The sequence below is a fragment of the Nocardia sp. 852002-20019_SCH5090214 genome, from assembly GCF_001665865.1.
Lineage (GTDB): Bacteria > Actinomycetota > Actinomycetes > Mycobacteriales > Mycobacteriaceae > Nocardia > Nocardia nova.
Map to the genome: position 1 here is coordinate 1 of NZ_LZMK01000419.1, position 15138 is coordinate 15138.

Annotated in this window: 16 protein-coding genes and 1 pseudogene; 9 read left to right on the forward strand and 8 right to left on the reverse strand. The window is 67.7% G+C overall.

What is annotated here, in order from left to right:
* From A5780_RS34990 to A5780_RS35005, 4 genes and pseudogenes are all read left to right on the forward strand, one after another.
* Positions 1–291: pseudogene (locus tag A5780_RS34990) on the forward strand (acetyl-coenzyme A synthetase); the annotation flags it as partial.
* A 209-nt stretch (positions 292–500) separates the two neighbouring features.
* Positions 501–1712 (forward strand): Na+/H+ antiporter NhaA, encoded by a 1212-nt coding sequence (gene nhaA / locus A5780_RS34995; RefSeq protein WP_064911187.1) that lies wholly within the window; start codon positions 501–503, stop codon positions 1710–1712.
* 39 nt (positions 1713–1751) lie between these two features.
* Positions 1752–2243: a phage holin family protein gene (locus tag A5780_RS35000; RefSeq protein ID WP_030518808.1), complete on the forward strand. Its 492-nt coding sequence runs from the start codon at positions 1752–1754 to the stop codon at positions 2241–2243.
* 21 nt (positions 2244–2264) lie between these two features.
* Complete coding sequence (locus A5780_RS35005; protein ID WP_063019582.1) at positions 2265–3236, forward strand: alpha/beta fold hydrolase; 972 nt, start codon at positions 2265–2267, stop codon at positions 3234–3236.
* A gap of 163 nt (positions 3237–3399) precedes the next feature.
* On the opposite strand, the gene A5780_RS35010 is transcribed toward A5780_RS35005, so the two are convergent.
* Genes A5780_RS35010 through nth form a run of 4 tightly spaced genes read right to left on the reverse strand, consistent with a single transcriptional unit; the run spans position 3400 to position 6727 of the window.
* Positions 3400–4593, reverse strand: coding sequence for a MarP family serine protease (locus tag A5780_RS35010; protein ID WP_063019584.1), 1194 nt, complete (start codon positions 4591–4593; stop codon positions 3400–3402).
* On the reverse strand, positions 4590–5339 hold the full coding sequence (locus A5780_RS35015; protein WP_064911188.1) for a CoA pyrophosphatase: 750 nt from the start codon (positions 5337–5339) through the stop codon (positions 4590–4592). Before A5780_RS35015 ends, A5780_RS35010 begins: the two co-directional genes overlap by 4 nt.
* 57 nt (positions 5340–5396) lie before the next feature.
* Positions 5397–6050: a TlpA disulfide reductase family protein gene (locus A5780_RS35020; RefSeq protein ID WP_064906112.1), complete on the reverse strand. Its 654-nt coding sequence runs from the start codon at positions 6048–6050 to the stop codon at positions 5397–5399.
* Positions 6047–6727, reverse strand: coding sequence for an endonuclease III (gene nth / locus A5780_RS35025; protein ID WP_082976909.1), 681 nt, complete (start codon positions 6725–6727; stop codon positions 6047–6049). The genes A5780_RS35020 and nth overlap by 4 nt, the downstream gene beginning before the upstream one ends.
* Positions 6728–7016: 289 nt before the next feature.
* Here nth and A5780_RS35030 point away from each other — a divergent pair, with 289 nt between their 5' ends.
* Positions 7017–7256, forward strand: a complete 240-nt coding sequence (locus tag A5780_RS35030; protein ID WP_030516432.1) for a hypothetical protein — start codon at positions 7017–7019, stop codon at positions 7254–7256.
* A gap of 269 nt (positions 7257–7525) precedes the next feature.
* On the forward strand, positions 7526–8200 hold the full coding sequence (locus A5780_RS35035) for a Crp/Fnr family transcriptional regulator (RefSeq protein WP_019044571.1): 675 nt from the start codon (positions 7526–7528) through the stop codon (positions 8198–8200).
* 31 nt (positions 8201–8231) lie between these two features.
* On the opposite strand, the gene A5780_RS35040 is transcribed toward A5780_RS35035, so the two are convergent.
* The 3 genes from A5780_RS35040 to A5780_RS40485 are packed head-to-tail and all read right to left on the reverse strand — an operon-like array spanning position 8232 to position 9661.
* Positions 8232–9023, reverse strand: a complete 792-nt coding sequence (locus A5780_RS35040; RefSeq protein ID WP_063019081.1) for an MBL fold metallo-hydrolase — start codon at positions 9021–9023, stop codon at positions 8232–8234.
* A 9-nt stretch (positions 9024–9032) separates the two neighbouring features.
* Complete coding sequence (locus tag A5780_RS35045; RefSeq protein WP_030516434.1) at positions 9033–9500, reverse strand: RidA family protein; 468 nt, start codon at positions 9498–9500, stop codon at positions 9033–9035.
* Positions 9497–9661: a DUF4177 domain-containing protein gene (locus A5780_RS40485; RefSeq protein WP_085997207.1), complete on the reverse strand. Its 165-nt coding sequence runs from the start codon at positions 9659–9661 to the stop codon at positions 9497–9499. Before A5780_RS40485 ends, A5780_RS35045 begins: the two co-directional genes overlap by 4 nt.
* Positions 9662–9825: 164 nt before the next feature.
* On the opposite strand from A5780_RS40485, the gene A5780_RS35050 reads away from it, so the two are divergent.
* Positions 9826–10863: an ArsA-related P-loop ATPase gene (locus tag A5780_RS35050; RefSeq protein ID WP_064911189.1), complete on the forward strand. Its 1038-nt coding sequence runs from the start codon at positions 9826–9828 to the stop codon at positions 10861–10863.
* A complete protein-coding gene (locus A5780_RS35055; protein ID WP_064911190.1) occupies positions 10863–12068 on the forward strand; it encodes an ArsA family ATPase in 1206 nt (401 codons plus the stop codon). Before A5780_RS35050 ends, A5780_RS35055 begins: the two co-directional genes overlap by 1 nt.
* Positions 12069–12168: 100 nt before the next feature.
* Here the strand turns inward: A5780_RS35055 and A5780_RS35060 are convergent, their stop codons facing one another.
* A complete protein-coding gene (locus A5780_RS35060; protein WP_030516437.1) occupies positions 12169–12492 on the reverse strand; it encodes a WhiB family transcriptional regulator in 324 nt (107 codons plus the stop codon).
* A 281-nt stretch (positions 12493–12773) separates the two neighbouring features.
* On the opposite strand from A5780_RS35060, the gene A5780_RS35065 reads away from it, so the two are divergent.
* Positions 12774–15137 (forward strand): transglycosylase domain-containing protein, encoded by a 2364-nt coding sequence (locus tag A5780_RS35065; RefSeq protein ID WP_064906106.1) that lies wholly within the window; start codon positions 12774–12776, stop codon positions 15135–15137.
* Position 15138 lies beyond the last annotated feature (1 nt).

The window sequence follows — 15138 nt, forward strand, 5'->3', positions numbered from 1 at the left end:
GCCAGCGACGCCACCACCGGACAGGGCATCGTCGCCTTCGTCATCCTCACCGGCGGCTCGAACAACTCCGGACAGCAACTCGTCGACGAGCTCAAGGCCGAAGTCTCCCGCGAGATCAGCCCGATCGCCCGCCCCCGCGAAATCCACATCGTTCCCGAACTGCCCAAGACCCGCTCGGGCAAGATCATGCGCCGCCTGCTGCGCGATGTGGCCGAGGGCCGCGAACTCGGCGACACCTCCACCCTGGTCGACCCCAACGTGTTCGAAGCCATCCGCGCCTCCAACGCCTGATCGACCGGCTTTTCGAGCCCACGTCCGGTACCGCACCGGGCGTGGGCTCCGCCGTTCGCCGCCGCGAAGCCTGAAGGCGGCCGTAAACAGCCACGCCTGTACCGGTAAAATTTTGTCAAGGAGTGCCGGGAAGTCTGGTCGGCGTGTGGTTGGTGAGCCCGTTGCGGGAGTGCCCGCCGCAGTCGCCGTCCGCTCCCGAAAGGATTTCCGTGATCGTCGCGCTGCGCTCCGAGCTCGCTCGTTATCTCCGCACTGAAACCGTCGGCGGCGCATTGCTGCTCGCCGCGGCGGCGGTAGCGCTGCTGTGGGCCAATTCGCCCTGGCGCGACGGCTATTTCGCGATGGTGGACACCACTCTCGCGATCCCACCGTTACATCTGGACCTCACCCTGGGCGACTGGACCAAGGACGGTCTGCTCGCGGTGTTCTTCTTCGTCGCGGGGCTCGAACTCAAGCGCGAACTCGTCGTCGGTGAGCTGGCCGACCGGAAACGGACCACGCTCCCGGTGGTGGCCGCGATGGGCGGCGTGATCACCCCGGCGGTGATCGCCTTCGTCATCGGCTGGGGCGTGCCGGGGATGGATCGCGGCTGGGCGATTCCGGTCGCGACCGATATCGCCTTCGCGCTCGCGGTACTGGCCATGACCGGCTCGCGAATTCCGGCCGGGGCGAGGGTGTTTCTGCTCAGCCTGGCCGTCGTCGACGATCTGATGGCGATCGTGATGATCGCGGTGCTGTTCACCACCACGGTGGTGCTGATCTGGCTGGTGGCCGCCGCCGCCTGCTTCGTGGGCTGGGCGCTGGCGCAGCGGCTGCGTATCCGCACCCCGCTGGTGTACGTGCCGCTGGCGCTGCTGTCGTGGTATGCCCTGCACGAGGCGGGGATTCATCCCACGCTGGCAGGGGTGATCTGCGGGCTGCTGACCCGGGTGCGCCCGGATCCGGAGGAGGACGAGGCGCCGGCCGCCCGGCTCGAGCATCTGTTCCAGCCGATCTCCGCCGGCGTGTGCGTCCCGCTGTTCGCGCTGTTCGCCTCCGGAGTGCCGTTGTCCGCCAGCGTTTTCGGCGAGCTGTTCACCTCGCGGCTGTCGTTGGCGATCATCGCCGGACTGCTGGTCGGCAAGACCGTGGGCATCTTCGGCTCGAGCTGGCTGGCGATCCGGTTCGGAATCGCCGCTCGGCCCGTGGGTCTCGGCAATCGGGATATGTCGGCCCTGTCGGTACTGGGCGCGATCGGTTTCACCGTTAGCCTCTTGGTGGCAGAACTCGCGTTGCCCGACCGGGCCGCGACCGAACTGGCGAAAGCCGCCGTGTTGATGACGTCCTTGGCGGCCTCTCTGCTCGGTTCGGCGCTACTGTTGCGGCGTGGGCGGGCGCATCAGGCGCGGCGAGACGCGAGTGCGGCCACCGAATACGAGTGAAGGCCGGACAGCACCGGGACATGGAGAAGGGTCGAGCAATTGAGCTTCACAAACGGCGGTAACGACGCGGGCCGAAACCGGACCATCACCTCGATTCCGCTGTCCGAGGTCGATACCACCGCGAATGCCAGCGTCGGGGATCTGGTGCGCGACGCCGCGGAGCAGATGTCGACCCTGGTCCGCGCCGAGGTGGAGCTGGCAAAGGCCGAGGTGACCGGCGAGATCAAGAAGGGCCTGCAGGGCAGCGTCTTCTTCATCGGCGCCCTGACGGTGCTGCTGTTCTCGTCGTTCTTCTTTTTCTTCTTCCTCGCCGAACTGCTGGATGTGTGGCTGTACCGGTGGGCGGCGTTCCTGATCGTCTTCGCGCTGATGATCGTGGTGGTGGCGGTGCTGGCGCTGCTCGGCTACCGGAAGGTCCGCAAACTGCGGGCGCCGGAGAAGACGATCGAATCGCTCAAGGAAACCCGGACGGTGCTGCCGCACGGCTTCGGATCGCACGCCGACGGCCCGGCCGCCAAGCCGACGGCATAGTCCGGCTATTACGCTTTCGGCGTGTCGTCGAATCCGCATCCCGATCCGTCCAGCGTCCGCTTCGACGGCCCGTGGACGCATCGCGACGTGCACGCCAACGGCATCCGATTCCACATCGCCGAGGGCGGCCCCGACGATGCGGTGGGCGATCCCGCGCGGCCGCTGGTCGTCCTCCTGCACGGCTTCGGCGATTTCTGGTGGTCGTGGCGGCATCAGCTGACCGGGCTCACCCAGGCCGGCTACCGCGCGGTCGCGGTCGATCTGCGCGGGTACGGCGATTCCGACAAACCGCCGCGCGGCTACGACGGCTGGACGCTGGCCGGTGATATCGCCGGCCTGGTGCGAGCGCTCGGGCACACCGACGCGACCCTGGTCGGCCATGCCGAGGGCGGACTCGTGTGCTGGGCGACCGCGGTTCTGCACCCCCGGGTGGTGCGCTCGATCGCGCTGATCGCCTCACCGCATCCGGTGGCGCTGAAACGTGCCGTGCTGCGCGATCGTCGCCAGCGCGCGGCCTATCTGCCGAATTTCCTGCGGTATCAGCTGCCGCGGTACGGCGAGCGCCGGCTCACCCGCCAGGACGGATTCGAAATCGAACGTCTCGTGCGCGAGCGGGTGCGGCCGCAGTGGGCGGGCACCTCCGAATTCGTCGACACCGCCCAGCGCATGCGCTCGGCGATCCGCATACCCGGTGCGGCGCACTGCGCCCTGGAATATCAGCGCTGGGCCTTCCGTAGTCAGTGGCGTCCCGACGGCCGCCGCTTCCTGTCGGCGATGCGGGAACCCGTCCGCGTGCCGACGCTGATCCTGCGCGGCGACGCCGACCACTACATGCTCGAATCGACCGTGCGCGGCGCGGGCAAGCTCTCACCGGATCGCCGGGTGGTCACGATCCCGCAGGCCGGGCACTTCGCCCACCAGGAGAATCCGGACGCCGTCACCGCGGAACTGTCGAAACTGCTGGGTGATCCGGCGACCGCGCAGTACGTCTAGCGCACGGCAGGCCCCGTCCACGCAGTACCGCTAGCGCACGGGAGGCCTCGGTCCGCGCAGTACCGCTAGGGCACGGCAGGCCCCTGGACGCGCAGGCCCTCGACACGTCCGCAGCGCCGGCGTCGGCGCCGCGGCTTCGCCCTGAAAGTGGGCCGGCAGCGGGTCAGCTCAGGACACAGTCACCGGTGCCGACGGGCGCGGTCGAATTCGACGCGGCCTGCAGATCGGATTCGACCTCTTTCAAGGTGAGCACGTAGCCGGTGTCGTCGTCGGTGACCGCCGCGCCGAAGACCACACCCAGCACCTCACCGTCGGTGTCGACCAGCGGGCCACCGGAATTGCCGGCGCGCACCCGGCCGCGCACGGTGTAGACCTGGCGTTCGACGGTGTTGCTCTTGTAGATGTCGGGACCGGTCAGCTCGAGCGTCTCGCGCACCCGGGCCGCACTGGCGGTGTAGGGGCCGCCGCCGGGGTAGCCGAGGACGATCGAGCTCTGCCCGGATTTTCCGGGCGACGGGGCGAGCGGGATCACCGGCGCGTTGAGTCCGGGAACGGCCAGAATGGCGACATCCTTGGCCGGGTCGAACAGCACCACCGTCGCGTCCAGGCGACCGCGCGCGGTGTCGACCTGCACGGTGGAGGTGCCCGCGACCACGTGCGCGTTGGTCATGATGCGCTCGGGCGCCACGACGAAGCCGGAACCTTCCAGCGCGCGCTGACAACTCGGCGCGACACCGTTCACCCGCAACACGCTGTGCTGGAGATTCAGCGCGACAGGCGTGTCGAGAACGCTCGCGTCCGGCGGCTCGACCGCCGCGATCGGCGCCCGGCCGAACGGGCCGATCACCTCCGGCAGTCCCGAGGTGTTGAGCAGTTTGGAGAATTCGTTCGGCACCCGGCGCAGCCAGTTCGGCGCAACCTGGTTCACGTCGGCGAGCACCCGGGAGCCGTTGACCGCGGCCGCGATACCCGGCTGGGACGACGATGCCAGCGGCAACGCCAGCAGCCAGGCGGTGACCATTACGGCCACACACTGCAGCGCCGCACCGACCACGCTGTCGATACTGCGAGTGAACGGGTGCCGCATACCGCTGCGCGCGGCGCGGCCCAGCACCATGCCCGCCACCTCGCCGACGATCACCAGCGCGACGATCAGCACGACGCCGACCAGGACGCGCTGACGCCCCTCGCTGATGTGCTGCAGGATGTGCGGCGCGATCAGGATGCCGGCGACCGCGCCGAGCACCACGCCGAGAAATCCGAGCGCCGAGGCCACCGCGCCCTGTCTCCACCCCGAGGTGGCAGCCAGCAGCGCGATGATCAAGACCGCGAGGTCGAGCCACCCGGAACTACTCATAACGTCATCCCCACTGCCGCGAGCGAGGCCTGCAGATCACGCACATCGTGGTGATCCCAGTCCCGCTCCCATCCCGATACCGCAAGCAGACCGGCGAGCACACCGGCGGTGAAACCCCAGACGAGCATGCCATCGACCGCGAACGCCGGTCCCATGTACCCCAGCGGATGACGAACGACGAACCGGTTCGCCGGGTCGATCAGATCCACCAGCGGCACCCGCACCACGCGGGCGGCCTCGGTTTCGCTGACCACCCGCACCTCACCGGGCGTGCGCCAATACGCGACCACCGGCGTGACGTCGAACCGGGACGGCGGGACGAAGATCTTGGGCAGGATGGCGAACGGTTCCACACCCACGGGGTCGAGACCGGTCTCCTCGCGCGCCTCGCGCAGCGCGGTGCCGACGGGACCGTCGTCACCCGGTTCCACCCCGCCGCCGGGAAAGGCGACCTGCCCGCGGTGCTGGCGCAGGGTGGCGGCGCGCTGGGTCAGCAACACGTCGGCGTCGGCCGGGAGACCGCCGCGGGTTCCGGCATCGGGCTCCGGCGAACCGCCGAACAGGACGAGGACGGCGGCCTCGCGGGGACGCAGAGCGGCCGCGGCCACCTTGCCCGCGGTGCGTTTGAGTACTTGATTCACGCCCGTCGGATCGGCCGGTTCGTGGTCGGCCACGCCGCGCAACCACCCCGGGATATCGGTGGCGAGCTGTTGCGGCCGGCCCTCAGCTGTCGAATTGTCGTTCATTTCGGATCTATCGGGCACGGACGAGGCCCTCCACGGTTGTGCGCACTGCCTGCCCGTTCACACCCGCACCCCCAATTCCTGCGCGACGGTGGCGGCAACGTCGTCGGCGGTGTCGAACGGCCGGACCACCACCTTCGCGATCGAACCGTCGGCGCGAACCAGTACCGAGACCGGCAGCACGGCCGGCGCTCGCACCGCCGTGCGCACCTTCCCGGCACCGTCCTGCATACCCGGCAGACGCACACCGAGGTCGCGCAACCGGGCCAGCGCCTTGCCCTCGTCGGGATCGCTGTGCACGGTCACGACGGTCAGCGCGCTACCCGCGCGTGCCGAGAATTGCTGCAGCGCGGGCAGTTCCCGGGCGCACGGCTCACACCAATACGCCCACAGATTCACCAGCGCCGGGCGCCCGGCCAGCGCCGCGCCGAGATCGACCGGACGGCCGTCGGCCAGACATTCGAGCGTGATTGCGGCCAGCGGACCGGCGGCCGGCGTGGGCGGCTGCGCGGCCGCGGCGCCCGGACGCGGACAGTCGGCCAACGCGGCCGCGGCCCGCTGACCGTCGGAGGCGGACGCCGGCCCGCCCTGCACCGCGGTGGCGGTCACGGACGGACCGTCGTGGTCGCCGCGCGGCCAGACCGCGACGGCGAGCGCCACCACAGCTATCAGAACGACGAACGCCCATCGCCACGCCGCGGGAACCGACTTCACCGGCCCACCAATTCGAGCAGATGCTCGGCCTCGGGTCCCTTCACCAGTGCGGCGGCCGTCACGGGGTCGGTCGGGCCGGTTCCGAAGGAGGGGCAATCCTTGGCCAGCAGGCAGGCGCCGCACGCCGGTTTACGGGAATGGCAGACGCGGCGGCCGTGGAAGATCACCCGATGCGAGAGCATCGTCCATTCCTTGCGCTCGATCAGTTCGCCGACGGCGTGTTCGATCTTGACCGGGTCGTCCTCGGTGGTCCATTTCCATCGCTGCACCAGCCGCGAGAAATGGGTGTCGACAGTGATTCCCGGCACATCGAAGGCGTTGCCGAGGATGACGTTGGCGGTCTTGCGCCCGATGCCCGGCAGCTTCACCAATTCGGCCAGCGTATGCGGCAGGACGCCGTCGTGGTGTTCCAGCAGCGCCTGTCCCAGCCCGATCAGTGAACTCGTCTTGTTGCGATAGAAGCCGGTGGGCCGGATGTATTCCTCGAGTTCCGTGCGATCGGCCTCGGCATAGGCCTTGGCGTCGCGATACCGGGCGAACAATGCCGGAGTTGTCTGATTCACCCGGACGTCGGTGCATTGCGCGGAAAGGATTGTGGCCACGGCCAATTCGAGCGGGGTGGTGAAATCCAGTTCGCAGTGCGCGTCGGGAAATGCCAGCGTCAGCGTGCGATTCATCCGCCGGGCGCGGCGTACCAGACCCAGCCGGGTTTCGTCGGCGAATCGGGCGGCCGGTTTCGAGTTCGCCCGCGCGGATTTCTGCGGAAGTTTTTTTCGAGCCGGAGAACTCGATTCGGTCGTTGTGACCGACGCCGCATCGGTGGCCGTCGCGGCCGTCTCGTGCCCGTTCACGGCGGTGGATCTGGGTTCACGCACTCGTCCACCATACGGAACCGCACCGACGCGAGCGCGATCGCGAACTCCTCCCGTGTTCCATCTGAGACCTTCTCCGTGTTTACTCACCCGTATGCAAGGACTCGCTGTGGTGCTCTTCCCGGTGGTGTTGATGCTTTTCGCACTGTTCATGGAACGTGTCGAAAACCGCCTGCGCAAGCTGCTCGAACCGGGTGAAGAGGTCCAGCAATATCTGGACAGGGCCAGCAATGCCGAGGTCAACGAGCTGGCCAAGTTGGGCGTGCCCGCACACGCCGGCTCCGGCGGCCGCCGCCGTAATCGCGACGAATTGGACGTCGCCCAAGCCAGTTAGACCGATTCCGCCCTCCGGCGATACCGACGCGCCCGACCCGCGAATACTCGAGCCCGGGAACTTTCCGCGACGCCGCGCCCGTTCACAAACCGCACGTTACGTGGTGTCTGTCACTACGCTGCGTGGATGGCAAGTAGACTGCACTGTCGGCCGAACGCTTCGGTCCAGCACTGTGGCGAGCGACGCCGAGCCAGGCGGCAGCCTGCGTACCACGTAGGGACCCGCTGACGCCGCAGTAAGCACCGTCAATTCCCATAAGGAGCACATTCGTGGACGAGGCCCTCGCCAGAGCAGGCATCTTCCAAGGCGTCGAGCCCACCGCGGTGGCTGCTCTCGCCAAACAGCTTCAGCCGGTGGATTTTCCACGTGGCCATGTCATTTTCAATGAGGGCGAGCCCGGCGATCGGCTGTACATCATCACGTCGGGCAAGGTGAAGATCGGCCGCCGTTCCCCGGACGGGCGCGAGAATCTGCTGACCATCATGGGCCCGTCGGATATGTTCGGCGAGCTGTCGATCTTCGACCCGGGCCCGCGTACCTCCACGGCCACCACCGTGACCGAGGTGCGTGCGGTGACCATGGATCGCGATGCGCTCAAGGCCTGGATCGACCAGCGGCCGGAGATCGCCGAACAGTTGCTGCGGGTGCTCGCCCGCCGCCTCCGGCGTACCAACAACAACCTGGCCGACCTGATCTTCACCGATGTCCCTGGTCGAGTCGCCAAGGCGCTGTTGCAGCTCGCGCAGCGATTCGGCACCCAGGAGGCCGGCGCCCTGCGGGTCACCCACGACCTCACCCAGGAAGAGATCGCTCAGCTGGTCGGCGCCTCGCGCGAGACGGTGAACAAGGCCCTGGCCGATTTCGCCCACCGCGGGTGGCTGCGGCTCGAGGGCAAGAGCGTGCTGATCTCCGATTCGGAGCGGCTGGCTCGCCGGGCGCGGTAGGGATTTCCCACCGCGCTCCGGCGCATCCGGATCAGTTCCGGCCGCGCAGATAGGCTAGCTGGGCCTTGACCGAGCTGCGCGCGGCCGGCCACAGCCGTTTGTCCACATCGGCGTACACCTTCGCCACGACCTGCAGCGGTGTCGCGTTCTCACCGAGTTCGCGTAACGCCGCCCGCACCTGGTTCAGGCGCTGATGCCGATGTTCGATGTAGTAGCCGATCACCGGTTCGGCCTGCGGATGATCGGGGCCGTGCGCCGGGAGCAGCGCACGGCCGGGGGCGTGCCGGGCGAGCAGTTCGAGGGAGTCGAGATAGTCGCCGAGCGCGTCGTCGCGCGACTCCAGCACCGTCGTCCCGCTGCCGAGCACGGTATCGCCGGTGATCAGCGCGTCGTCGAGTAGCAGGCTGACCGAATCTTGAGTATGTCCCGGGGTGCCCAGCACCGTCAGGCGCAGTCCGGCCGCCTCGATGACCTCACCGTCGGTGAGCGGCGCCGAGGAGCCGGACAGATATTTCGGATCCATCGCGCGTACCGGCGTTCCGGTCAGTTTCACCAGCCGGTCGATGCCGCCGGTGTGGTCGTGATGGTGATGCGTGATCAACGTCAGCGCGATATTTCCGTCGGTGGCGCGGGCGATCGCCTCGCTGTGCGCCTTGTCCTTGGGCCCCGGATCGATCACCACACAGTCGGATCGATCCGGCGCCCGCAGAATCCAGGTGTTCGTCCCCTCGAGCGTCATCTGGTTCGGATTGTCGGCCAACAACACCGAAGCGGTACCGGTGACCGGCCGCAGTTGTCCGTACGCGGGATGAGTGAGGGTCATCTACCTTGCCTACCGCACTTCGGCGATCAGCTCCACCTCGACCGGAGTGTTCTTGGGCAACTCGAATACCCCGACCGCGGAGCGGGCGTGCACTCCGGCCGCGCCGAACACCTCGCCCAGCAGCTCGGATGCGCCGTTGATCACCAGCGGCTGATCGGTGAAACCCGGTGCCGAGGCGACGAATCCCACCACCTTCACGATCCGCACGACCGCGTCCAGACCGACCAGATCGTCGACCGCCGCCAGCGCGTTCAACGCACACAGGCCCGCAGCCCGCGCCGCGTCCTCGACGCTCACGTCGGCGCCGACCTTGCCCGTCGCCGACAGCGCGCCGTCGACGAACGGCAGCTGGCCGGCGGTGTAGACCAGCGAACCGCTGCGCACCGCCGGAATGTAGGCGCCCGCCGGAGCCGCGACCGGCGGCAGCGCGAGACCCAGTCGTTCGAGGTTGGCGCGCCAGTCCGTGCCGGCCGTCACTGCTTGGGCCGCTTCAGATAGGCCACGTGCTGTTCACCGGTCGGCCCCGGCAGCACCGTGACCAGCTCCCAGCCGTCGGCGCCCCACTGATCCAGAATCTGTTTGGTCGCATGCGTCAACAGCGGCACCGTCGCGTATTCCCAGACCGTCACATCGCTCATGTCGCAGAAGCGTACTGGGTGAACCGACGGTGAACGGTGCGGCCGAGAGACTCGTCGGGGACCGATCAGCACATTTCCGGCTCGTACGGAAGTGCGCTGTGGCCTACGAGACAGTAGGGCGATCCTCTGGTCGCTGTTTCGTAACGGGTTATAGGCTCGCGAACGTGGGAGTACCGACAGCAGTACCCGTTTCGCAAGAGCCGGGACTGAAATTAGGGTGGCCGGACCGAGCCGACAAAGCGCGGCTGCATTACGTGTCCGGCAAGGGCGGGACCGGAAAATCCACGGTCGCAGGCGCTTTGGCGCTCGCATTGGCCGCGGGCGGGCGCCGGGTACTGCTGGTCGAGGTGGAGGGCCGCCAATCGATTGCCCAATTGTTCGATCTGCCGCCACTGCCGCCCACCGAAACGAAGATCGCCACCGCCGACGGCGGCGGTGAGGTGATGGCCCTGGCCCTCGATATCGAACACGCCTTCCTCGAATATCTCGACATGTTCTACAACCTCGGCTTCGCGGGCCGGGCGATGCGCCGGATGGGCGCCATCGAATTCGTCACGACGATCGCACCGGGTCTGCGCGACGTGATACTGACCGGCAAGATCAAGGAATGCGCGGTCCGCACGGACAAATCCGGTCGGCGCGTCTACGACGAGATCGTCGTCGACGCCCCGCCGACCGGTCGCATCGCCGGATTCCTCGATGTCACCAAGGCCATGGCGGACGTCGCCAAGGGCGGGCCGATCGCCGCGCAGGCCGAGGGCGTGGCGGCGCTGCTGCATTCCGAGCAGACCGTCGTCCACCTGGTGACCCTGCTCGAGGCCCTGCCGGTGCAGGAGACCTCGGACGCGATCGCCGAGCTGACCGAATCGGATTTCCGGATCGGCACGGTCATCGTCAACCGCGCCACCGAGGGCTTTCTCCCCGCGCCGGTGCGCGCCCGCGTCGCGAGCGGTGACGTCGATCTGGACGCCGTCCGGGCGGGACTGGCCGAGGCCGGAATCACGGTGGACGACAACGACTTCCAGGGGCTGATCCGGGAAGCCGTGGAACATTCGGCAACCCTGCAGGCGCAGGACGACAGCTCCGCCGAACTGGCGAAGGTGGATATCAGCCGCCTGTATCTGCCGGCGTTGCCCGACGGTATGGACCTGGGCGGACTGTACGAACTGGCCGAACATCTGAGCGCGCAGGGAGTCCGCTGATGAGCCACCCGAGCCCGCTGATCCCGCCGGCGACTCCGCTGCTGGATGTCGAGGCCATCATCGCCGACCCGACCGCTCGGGTGGTGGTGTGCTGCGGCTCCGGCGGGGTCGGCAAGACCACCACCGCCGCGGCGATCGCCCTGCGCGCGGCCGAACAGGGTCGCAAGGTCGTGGTGCTGACCATCGACCCGGCGCGGCGGCTGGCGCAGTCGCTGGGCGTCACAGACCTCGGCAACGCACCCCAGCGCGTGCAACTGCCCGAGACGGCCAAGGGCGAGCTGTACGCGATGATGCTCAACATGCGCCGCACCTTCGACGATATGGTGCTCGAGCACACCAGCCCGGACAAGGCCGAGCAGATCTTCGCCAACCCCTTCTATCAGACCGTCGCCTCCTCCTTCGGCGGAACGCAGGAGTACATGGCGATGGAGAAGCTGGGCCAGCTGGTCGCCAAGCGCGAGTGGGATCTGGTCGTCGTCGACACGCCGCCCTCACGCAACGCCCTGGACTTCCTCGACGCGCCCAAGCGGCTCGGCAATTTCCTCAACGGCCGGATGATCCGCGTCATCATGGCGCCCGGCCGCGGCGTGGGCCGCTTCGTCACCGGCGCGATGAGCCTCGCCGTGCGCGGGGTGTCCACGGTCGTGGGCGGGCAGATGCTCAAGGACGCCTCGCTGTTCCTGCAGTCGCTGGAGTCGATGTTCGGCGGCTTCCAGGACCGCGCCGAGCGCACCTACGCCATGCTCTCGCGGCCCGGCACCCATTTCGTGGTGGTCGCCGCGGCCGAACCGGACGCGCTGCGCGAGGCGTCGTTCTTCGTGGATCGGCTCTCCACCGACGGAATGCCATTGGCCGGGCTGGTGCTCAACCGCACCCATCCGGTGCTGTGCACCCTCTCGTCGGCTCAGGCGACCGCCGCCGCGGACCGGCTGAGCCCCGGCGCCGGCAGCGATGCCGACGACACCACGAAGGAGGCAGTGGCCGCCGACGCCGCCACCGATCCCGCGACGCTGACCGCCGACATCCTGCGCATCCACGCCCATCGCGCGGTCACCGCCAAGCGCGAACAGCATCTGCTGCACCGCTTCACCGGCGCCCATCCACGGGTGCCGATCGTGACGGTGACCGCTCTGCCGTTCGAAGTGTCCGATCTGGACGCGTTGCGCGCGGTCGGCGACCAACTCGCCGGGTCCGACGCGGCCTGAGTCCCCCGGTGGCGCTGACGTGCGGCCCCGATTCCGCACGTCATCGGCCGAAAAACGGTCCGAGCCCGCACGCGCGGGCTCGGACCGTACCGGTACTCGACTACATCGCGACCTTCTGCTGACGCTGGGCACGGAAGAAGTCCGCCCACGAGGTCACCTCGGGATGCTGCTTGAGCAGCGCACGCCGCTGCCGCTCGGTCATCCCACCCCACACACCGAATTCCACTCGATTGTCGAGGGCGTCGGCACCGCACTCCATGAGCACCGGGCAATGCCGACAGATGGTGGCCGCCTTGCGCTGGGCGGCACCACGCACGAACAACTGGTCGGGATCCACTTCCTTGCATCGGGCCTGGGACACCCAGGCGATTCTCGCTTCGGCCTGCTCCACGTCCAATCGAGCGATGGGGGTAGTCATGTGCATTTGGTGTGCCCCTTTGCAGTCCGAACACCGGGTCAACGGCGCTCCGGAATCGCGTGCAGCCCACAGCAACCCAACCCCGCTGCGCTCCGCACCACATTCCACTTTGAGTGTTAGCTCTATCACACTGGGTTCTCAATCTAGGTAAAGGTATGGGGCGAGCGCAAGACCGTGCCCGTATTTTCTGGTACGCCCGTCCCTGCGGAAGCCTCGCGACCAGCTGTCATGGCGCGCCGCCGACCGCGCACCGCGCATGTGACGGCGGGCCAATTAGGCTGGGGCGCGTGCCGATCTCACAAACGCTCGCGAGGCTCGCCGGCGCCTGCGTCCTAGCGGCCGTACTCGTCGCCGGATTGCTGTTCCCGCTCGCCGGCGGCTTCGGGTACATGTCGAACCGCGCAGCCGATGCCGTGGACAACGTTTCCGCGGAATTGGTGGCGGGTACCGCGCCGGCGGTGTCGACGATGGTCGATGCGACCGGAGCCCCCATCGCGTGGCTGTACGAACAGAGACGTTTCGAGGTCCCCAGCGACAAGATCGCCAACGATATGAAGTTGGCGATCGTCTCCATCGAGGACAAACGCTTCGCCGAACACGGCGGCGTCGACTGGCAGGGCACGCTGCGCGCATTCCTGACCAACACCTCGAGCGGTGAGGTACAGCAGGGCGCCTCGACCATCGACCAGCAGTACGTGAAGAACTTCCAGCTGCTGGTGGTCGCGAAAACCGACGCCGAACGCCGTGCCGCCATCGAGACCACGCCGGCCCGTAAACTGCGCGAAATCCGAATGGCTCTGACCTTGGAGAAAGAACTCACCAAGGACGAGATCCTCACCCGCTATCTGAATCTGGTGCCGTTCGGCAACGGTTCCTACGGCATTCAGGACGCCGCGCAGACCTATTTCGGCGTCGACGCCAAGGATTTGAAGGTCGCGCAGGCCGCCATGCTCGCCGGTATGGTCCAGTCCAGCTCCAAACTCAACCCGTACACCAACCCCAAGGGCGTGCTGGAGCGGCGTAATACCGTGTTGGACACGCTGATTCAGAACATTCCGAGCCGGGCCGACGAATTCCGGGCCGCCAAGGAACAGCCGCTGGGTGTGCTGCCGGAGCCCAAGGGGCTGCCGCGCGGATGCATCGCCGCAGGTGACCGTGGTTATTTCTGCGATTACGCGCTGCAATATCTCGCCAATGCGGGAATCAGCAAGGATCAGATGGACAAGGGCGGATATCTGATTCGCACCACCTTGGATCCGGCGGTGCAGAATTCGGTCAAGGCCGCCGTCACGGCGAACACCGATCCGAATCTGGAGAATATCGCCGAGGTCACCAGCATCATCGCTCCCGGCCAGGACTCCCACCACATCCTGGCGATGACCTCGAGCCGCACCTACGGTCTGGATCAGGGTGCGCATCAAACGGTCCAACCCCAGCCGTATTCGATGGTCGGTGACGGCGCCGGATCGATTTTCAAGATCTTCACCACGGCCGCCGCGATGGAGAAGGGCCTGGGCACCAGCGCCCAGTTGGATGTGCCCTCGTTCTTCGCCGCGAAGGGTATGGGTAACGGTGGCGCCGCGGGATGTCCGCCGGCCACCTATTGCGTGAAGAACGCCGGTAATTACCGATCGCCGATGTCGGTGACGGAGGCGCTGGCGCAGTCTCCGAACACCGCGTTCGTCAAGCTCATCCAGGATGTCGGCGTGACGCCCACGGTCGATATGGCGGTCCGGCTCGGGATGCGCTCCTACGCCGAGGCGGGCACCTCCGGCCACGGTAATCAGAGCCTGGCGGACATGATCAAACAGCAGAATCTCGGCTCGTTCACCCTGGGCCCGGTCGCGATCAATCCGCTGGAATTGTCCAATGTCGCCGCGACGCTGGCATCGGGCGGAAAGTGGTGCCCGCCCTCGCCGATCGCGGAGGTGATCGACCGCGACGGTAAGCAGGTTCCGCTCACCCAGCAGGCCTGTGAACAGGTCGTCGAGCCCGGGTTGGCGAATACCCTGGCCAATGCGCTGAGCCAGGACGCCGTGGGCGGCACCGCGGCCGGTTCGGCCCGTGCGGTGGGCTGGAACGCCCCCGTATCGGCCAAGACGGGAACCACCGAAACCCACCGGTCCTCGGCCTTCCTCGGCTTCACCAATTCGATGGCCGGCGCCGCCTACATCTACGGCGACTCCCCGACGCCCGGCGAGATCTGCTCGTTCCCGCTGCGCACCTGCGGCGACGGTAACCTCTACGGCGGTAACGAACCGGCTCGCAGCTGGTTCGGCGGTATCAAACCGGTACTCGACAAATTCCCGCCGCCCGCACTGCCGCCGCTGGACGACAAATACGTGCGCGGCTCGAACAACGCGCAGATCCCGGATGTGAACGGCATGTCGGAGTCCGAGGCGCGCTCGGTGCTCATCGGCGCGGGCTTTCAGGTGTCGACGGTCACCACGCCCGGATCGGCCGCCAAGGGGACGGTCACCGCTACGACGCCGAACGGCTCGGCCATTCCCGGATCGGTGATCACGGTGCTCGTCAGCGACGGCACGCAGCGGGAGATCCCGAAGCCCGGACCGCCGCCGGCGCCGCCGGCGCTCCCGGGTCTGCCGCAGATACCGCGGCTGCCACCGATTCCGATTCCGATCCCCCGGTAGC

Coding starts and splice junctions, on each gene's coding strand:
- A5780_RS35010 (WP_063019584.1), bottom strand. CDS start 4,593: ATGAGTAGTTCCGGGTGGCTCGACCTCGCGGTCTTGATCATCGCGCTG.
- A5780_RS35015 (WP_064911188.1), bottom strand. CDS start 5,339: ATGAACGACAATTCGACAGCTGAGGGCCGGCCGCAACAGCTCGCCACC.
- nth (WP_082976909.1), bottom strand. CDS start 6,727: ATGAATCGCACGCTGACGCTGGCATTTCCCGACGCGCACTGCGAACTG.
- A5780_RS35030 (WP_030516432.1), top strand. CDS start 7,017: ATGCAAGGACTCGCTGTGGTGCTCTTCCCGGTGGTGTTGATGCTTTTC.
- A5780_RS35040 (WP_063019081.1), bottom strand. CDS start 9,023: ATGACCCTCACTCATCCCGCGTACGGACAACTGCGGCCGGTCACCGGT.
- A5780_RS40485 (WP_085997207.1), bottom strand. CDS start 9,661: ATGAGCGATGTGACGGTCTGGGAATACGCGACGGTGCCGCTGTTGACG.
- A5780_RS35055 (WP_064911190.1), top strand. CDS start 10,863: ATGAGCCACCCGAGCCCGCTGATCCCGCCGGCGACTCCGCTGCTGGAT.
- A5780_RS35060 (WP_030516437.1), bottom strand. CDS start 12,492: ATGCACATGACTACCCCCATCGCTCGATTGGACGTGGAGCAGGCCGAA.